This window comes from uncultured Gemmiger sp. (assembly GCA_944388105.1).
Lineage (GTDB): Bacteria > Bacillota > Clostridia > Oscillospirales > Ruminococcaceae > Gemmiger.
This window is the reverse complement of sequence record CALXHN010000121.1, coordinates 1-5,707: the sequence shown is the minus strand read 5'-3', so window position 1 is coordinate 5,707 and position 5,707 is coordinate 1. Positions and strand designations below refer to the sequence as shown.

Genomic DNA, 5,707 nt, shown 5'->3' with positions numbered 1-5,707 from the left:
ACGTACTTCTTTTTGAAGGTGCGTTCGGATTTGCTTTTTATTTTCAGATTATGAAATAGAGTGAGCCTTGCAGGGACCCCTGCAAGGCTCACTCTATTTCATCTACGATGAGGCCGGAATGACCGACGGAATACAGATGTACGCTAGCCGGACCCTACTTTACTGAAAATTAACTTTCATTTTACTGCTTTATGGTGGAGAAAATTTCATAAGCGGCCTACAATGAAACCGTACCCCGCAAAGGGGAACAAAACAGAGCGAACGAAAACATTGGGGAGGCAATCCGCTATGAATGCAACGCAAACCAAGACGATGAATCAGTCCCAGAAACTGATGGTCTTTGTGCTGACCATGTCGCTGTACGGACTGGCTACATTGTTCACCGAACTGATCCCGAAATTCCAGGTAGGTCTGGTGGAATTTTCCGTAGAATATTTCCTGTTCATCCCGCTGGTGCTGGCCATGCTGTTTGACCCCCTGTCGGCGGCGCTGGGCGCAGCCACCGGTGAACTGGTTTTCAGCGAGATCATGCTGGGCCAGTTCGGCGGGCTGGGCGAGCTGGAAAAATTCATCACCGTCACCATCGGCGTCTATCTGGCAGGACGGCTGGTGCGGGATCCCCGCAACACCCGCATGGTGGGTCTGGCGGCTTTCCTGGGCACCGGCGCCCAGCTGCTCATGGGCACCATCGTGGATATCTGCAAGGTGCAGTTTGCCGTGGAGGACTTTGAGGCCGTGGCCGGCCTGCCCGAAAGCGTCTTTGCCACCGAAGGCTTTGCCTTCCTCAACGATCTGCTGTTCTCGGGCATCTTTTTCTGCCTGCTGCCCACCCTCTACCTGGTGCCCAAGCTCTACGGCAAGATCGAGCCGCTGCTGGGCATGAGCCCCCGCACACCGGAAACCGCCGCCCCCGCCCTCAGCGGCAAGACGCTGGCGGGCTGTGCCGTGGCCTTTGTGTGCGCCGTTGCGGCCGAAATGCTGGCCACCAGCGGCCTGGAACTCATCGACTGGGAGGCTTCCTGGGCGGAAAGCGGCACCGCCTTTGCGGTGGGCATGATCGTGGCTGCCGTCATGGTTCTGGCGGTGCTGGTCGTCATGAAGAAAAAGGCTGAGGCGAAGTAAAGCGGTATGTCCATCATCGAGATCAAAGACCTTTGCTATACCTACCCCGGCGCGGCGCAGCCCACCCTGCGGCATCTGGATCTGACGGTGGAACCGGGGGATTTCCTGGCCATCGTGGGCAACAACGGCTGCGGAAAATCCACCCTGTGCAAGGTGCTCAACGGGCTGATCCCCCACTTCATCACGGGGACCTTTTCCGGCTCGGTCAAAGTGGCCGGACAAGAGACCCTGCAAAGTGATGTGGGCAGTCTGGCCCGCAGGGTGGGGTATGTCTACCAGGATTTTGAAAACCAGATCGTCCGCCCCACCGTGCTGGACGACGCTTCTTATGCCTGCCTGAACTATGGCATGGAGGATTATCGGGCTCTGGGCCGGCAGGCACTGGCCCGGTGCGGCCTGCAGGGGCGGGAAGAAGAGTACGTCTGGCAGCTCTCCGGCGGGCAGACCCATCTGCTGGCATTGGCGGGAGCGGTGGCCCTGGGACCGGAGATCCTGATTCTGGACGAGCCCATCGCCCAGCTGGACCCCGGCCATGCCGACCGCATCTACGGCGTGCTGCGGGAACTCAACGAAAAATGGGGCAAGACCATCCTGGTCATCGAGCACCATACCGAGTACATTGCCGACTACTGCAAGCATGTGCTTCTTCTGAAAGAGGGCCGGGTGCAGTGGCTGCTGCCCACCCGTCAGGCGCTGGGGCGGGTGGAGGAACTGCGGCAAAGCAACATCTTTCCGCCCCAGGTGACCCAGGCCGGCTATGCCCTGCAGCAGCAGGGCCTGCTGGACCCGGCACAGGAACTGCCCTCCACCGTGGAGGAAGGCGTTGCGGCCTTTGCGCCGCTGTCCCGCAGAAGGCTGCCCCCGGAAACCCCTTCCCGCCCGGAACCGGGCCCCGAAGCCGCTGCCCTCCATGGGGTGACGGTGGCCTACCGTAGCGTCAAGGGCGCTCCCCGGGTGGTTTTTGAAGGGCTGGACCTGACCTTCCGCAAGGGGGAAAAGATCGCCCTCATCGGTTCCAACGGGGCGGGCAAATCCACCCTGATGAAGCTGCTGGTGGGGCTGCTCAAACCCAACCAGGGCACGGTGTCCCTGGACGGCACGCCGCTGCGGGATACCAAGCCGGAGGCGCTCTCCCGCCGTATCTCGCTGGTGTACCAGAACCCCGAGGAGATGTTCATCAAGGACAGTATCCAGGCCGATATCGCCTACGCCATGCAGGTGCGGGGCGTGGACCGCTGGCAGGAAAAAACCAACGCCCTGCTGGAACGGTTCCGCCTGACCGAGCTGGCGGACCGGGACGGACGGCTGCTTTCCGGCGGACAGATGCGTCGGGCCAGTCTGGCCATCGGCGTGGCGCTGAACCCGGGCATCCTGCTGCTGGACGAGCCCACCGCCAACCTGGACATCGCCACCCGGCGGGAGATCCTGCGCACCCTCCGCGATATGAAAGAGATCACCGACACGGTGGTCATTGCCACCCACGATATGCAGCTGGTCTGCGAGTGGGCCCAGCGCATCGTGGTGCTCTGCGGCGGCAAGGTGGTGGCGGACGGCACCCGGGACCAGATCTTCGGGGATGCCGCCCTGGCGGCCCGGGTGGGCATCCGCCCGCCGGAAATTTTCGCCATGGGCCGCGCCCTGGACCAAGGGGCTTTGTGCTACACGGTGCCGGAATTTCTGCGGCAGTTTGAAGGAGAGAATGGGGTATGATGCAGAAACTGTCTGAAAACATCCTGGACAAATTTTCCATGGATTTCCTGCGCAACCAGGTGCTGAAAAACGCCTACGGCAACAACGATACCGTCATTGCCGCCCGGGACCCCCGGGTGCTGCTGGTGTGGTATCTTTTCTTTGGGCTGGTGCCCTGGTTCGTGCAGGACACCGCCTTTCTCCTGGGCTGCTTTGTGCTGGTGATGATCACCACCCTGCTGGCCCGGGTGGCGGGGCTGGTCCTGCTGCTCTTCGGGGTAGGGGTGTTCTCCCAGACCGGCTATCTGCTGGTGGTCACCTGGCTGTTCGGCGGGGACGCCTCCGCCATCGCACCCCTGCTGGTGCTCACCCTCAAGGTGGCCACCATCTCTCTGGCGTCGGTGACGGTCTTTTCCGGGCTGGACCCTGACCGGCTGGCCAACGGCCTGATGTGGTTCGGCTGTCCCGAACAGCTCTCTTTTTCCATCTCCTACGCCTACCGCATCCTTCCCATGCTCATGGAGGAATTCCAGAACGTGCTGCTCAGCTACCGGCTGCGGGGCAATCCGCCCGCCCACGATACCCTGACAGGCAAGATCCGGTATCTGGCCTACCAGGTCAAAATCATCATGGCCGCCTTTTATCCGCTGATGCTCAACACCGCCAAGCGCAGCCGCACCACGGTGGAAGCACTGGAACTGCGGGGCTACCGCTATGCCGCCCAGAACAAGACGGTGCGGCGCATCAAGCTGGCCGGGCTGCATCTCACCTGGGACGACGGCATCTTTGCCGCTGTGTCGGTGCTGTGGGTGGCGGTCACCGTCCTGCTGGCCGGTCTTGTATAACAGGAGGAAACTATGTATCTCGATTTTCATACCCATGGCAAGCTGGCCAAAAAGCTGCCTTTTTCCGAAGAATACACCCACTGGCTTTTTGGGGAAGCCCGGGCGGCGGGGCTGGATGCCATCTGCCTGACCGAGCATTTCAACACCTGGGGTTTTGCCGAACTGTACCGGTATATCGTCTCCCAGTCTGAGCGGGAAGGGGACACCCTGGTCTTTGACGGGCTGCGCATCTTTCCCGGCATGGAGACCGATATTGCCGAGGGCGGGCACATCCTGTCGGTGGGGCCCATGGAAGCCATCCTCGAACTGAACCGCCGTCTGGAACCCCACAAGGTAAAAGGCAATTTTCTGCCTTTTGCGCAGCTGATGGATCTGTTTGAAGAATACCCCGTCTTTGTGGGCGGGGCCCATCCCTTCCGGGCGGGGGGCCACATCCCCGAACTGCCCACCGACCAGCTCACCCGGCTGGATTTTCTGGACATGAACGGCAAGGATCTGGCCGAGGACCGTGCCCGCACCCAGCGCCTGACCACCGGACTGGGCAAGACCCTGGGACTGCCGGTGGTCAGCGGCAGCGACACCCACCAGGCCGTGCAGTACGGCTGTGTGCGCACCCGTTTTGCCGAAACGTTGACCACGGTGGAGGCTCTGAAACGGGCGGTAAACGGCGGAAACTATGAAATCAGCATTTCGGACAACGCCGCCCGCCAGGTGGCCACGGCGGCTCTGCTCAAGCGGTCTCTCAAGGAGATCCACGCCCTGGGCGGGGATTATGTCTCGGTGCTGCTGGGCAAAGAGCCGGCCTGGACTGCCCAATACGCGCCGGCTGTGGTATAATACAGGCAAATATCATCCTTGGGAGTGTCTCTATGCCGCTGCAATTTCCCCAAAGTCCCGAAAAACTGACCCCCGCCGAGCGTCGCCTGCTGGAATTTATCGAAAGCCACCGGGAAGAGTTTCTCTTCATGACCATCGGGCAGCTGTCGGCGGATCTGGGCGTTTCGGAAGCTACCATCTCCCGGTTCGCCCGCCATCTGGGCTGCCAGGATTTCAAACAGCTGAAAAACTGGGTGCTGGCCCAGAACCACCTGGAAGGGCCGGCGGGCAAGCTGGCCCGCACGGTGCTGGCTGACGGCGAGTTTGACCCCCGCCACTATCTGCAGCAGCAGCAGACCTGCCTGCAAAAGACCATGGAAGCCTTGGATATTGCCGCTTTTGGGGCGGCGCTGGAGGCGCTGCTTAGTGCCCGCCGGATCTTCATCCAGGCCAAAAGCGCCTCGGTCTCCATGGGGCAGCTGCTGTTCTTCCGGCTGCGGCGGCTGGGCCTGCCGGTGGAACTGCTTCCCGGCAGCGGTTCGGAGCTGCTGGAAGGGCTGGTCCAGGCGGGGAAGGGGGATCTGGTGGTGTTTTTCGGCTTCTCCAAGGTTTCGGCAGAAGGGCGGATGATCCTGCGCCGGCAGAAGGAAGCGGGCTACCGCACCCTCTGCTTTACCGGGCGGCTGCATCCTCCCGCTGAGGACCGGGCCGATCTGAACCTCTATGTCTACCGTGGTACCGAGAAGGAATATCACTCCATGACGGCGGCCGCGGCTTTGGTGGATACGCTGGTGGTGGCCGCCTCCCAGCGGCTGGGTGCCGACGGTGCCGCCCGCCTGAAGGAGCTGCACCGGATGAAGCAGGAATTCGGCAGATGAGATAGAAGACAGCCCCCCGGTTTGACCGGGGGGCTGATGGTATATAGGTTGGGCGCAGAGGCGGCGCCCGGGTTCCTGCGGAGGGCTCGCCCTCACCGGGAAATGCAGTCCTGGGCCTGGGCGCGCCAGCACTGCAGCGCCTTTGCCAGCTGATCCGGGCAGGAAGTCCCTTTGTCCAGACACTGGATGCCATCCAGCCGCGCGATGGCCTCTTCCACGGACATGCCGGTCAGCACCCGGCTCAATGCCTGGGTAAATCCGGGACAGCCCCGCACAAATTCCACCGAACGGATGACCCCGTCCTGCACGTCCAGGTGAATTTCTTGGGAGCAGGTGCCGGTTGTTTTGTATACGAAC

General features: G+C 61.7%; 6 protein-coding genes. 5 read left to right on the top strand and 1 reads right to left on the bottom strand.

The features are described from left to right. The first annotated feature begins 288 nt into the window (after positions 1-288). The 5 genes from Q0K17_RS10255 to Q0K17_RS10235 are packed head-to-tail and all read left to right on the top strand — an operon-like array spanning position 289 to position 5,350. Positions 289-1,122: a cell division protein FtsQ gene (locus Q0K17_RS10255; RefSeq protein WP_294542784.1), complete on the top strand. Its 834-nt coding sequence runs from the start codon at positions 289-291 to the stop codon at positions 1,120-1,122. A gap of 6 nt (positions 1,123-1,128) precedes the next feature. Beyond that, the gene (locus Q0K17_RS10250; protein WP_294542782.1) at positions 1,129-2,832 is read left to right on the top strand and encodes an ATP-binding cassette domain-containing protein; all 1,704 of its coding nucleotides are present in this window, start codon (positions 1,129-1,131) and stop codon (positions 2,830-2,832) included. Next, positions 2,829-3,656: an energy-coupling factor transporter transmembrane protein EcfT gene (locus Q0K17_RS10245; protein ID WP_294542780.1), complete on the top strand. Its 828-nt coding sequence runs from the start codon at positions 2,829-2,831 to the stop codon at positions 3,654-3,656. Before Q0K17_RS10250 ends, Q0K17_RS10245 begins: the two co-directional genes overlap by 4 nt. A gap of 12 nt (positions 3,657-3,668) precedes the next feature. After that, positions 3,669-4,493: a PHP-associated domain-containing protein gene (locus Q0K17_RS10240; protein WP_294542778.1), complete on the top strand. Its 825-nt coding sequence runs from the start codon at positions 3,669-3,671 to the stop codon at positions 4,491-4,493. A 32-nt stretch (positions 4,494-4,525) separates the two neighbouring features. After that, positions 4,526-5,350: a MurR/RpiR family transcriptional regulator gene (locus Q0K17_RS10235; protein ID WP_294542777.1), complete on the top strand. Its 825-nt coding sequence runs from the start codon at positions 4,526-4,528 to the stop codon at positions 5,348-5,350. Positions 5,351-5,442: 92 nt separating this feature from the next. Here the strand turns inward: Q0K17_RS10235 and Q0K17_RS10230 are convergent. Then, positions 5,443-5,707, bottom strand: a 265-nt coding sequence (locus tag Q0K17_RS10230) for a TIGR03905 family TSCPD domain-containing protein (protein ID WP_294542776.1), incomplete at its 5' end; no start/stop codon positions are given.

Excerpts from the sequence above, each read along its gene's own strand:
- Q0K17_RS10255 (WP_294542784.1), top strand. The coding sequence starts at position 289 with ATGAATGCAACGCAAACCAAGACGATGAATCAGTCCCAGAAACTGATG.
- Q0K17_RS10250 (WP_294542782.1), top strand. The coding sequence starts at position 1,129 with ATGTCCATCATCGAGATCAAAGACCTTTGCTATACCTACCCCGGCGCG.
- Q0K17_RS10245 (WP_294542780.1), top strand. The coding sequence starts at position 2,829 with ATGATGCAGAAACTGTCTGAAAACATCCTGGACAAATTTTCCATGGAT.
- Q0K17_RS10240 (WP_294542778.1), top strand. The coding sequence starts at position 3,669 with ATGTATCTCGATTTTCATACCCATGGCAAGCTGGCCAAAAAGCTGCCT.
- Q0K17_RS10235 (WP_294542777.1), top strand. The coding sequence starts at position 4,526 with ATGCCGCTGCAATTTCCCCAAAGTCCCGAAAAACTGACCCCCGCCGAG.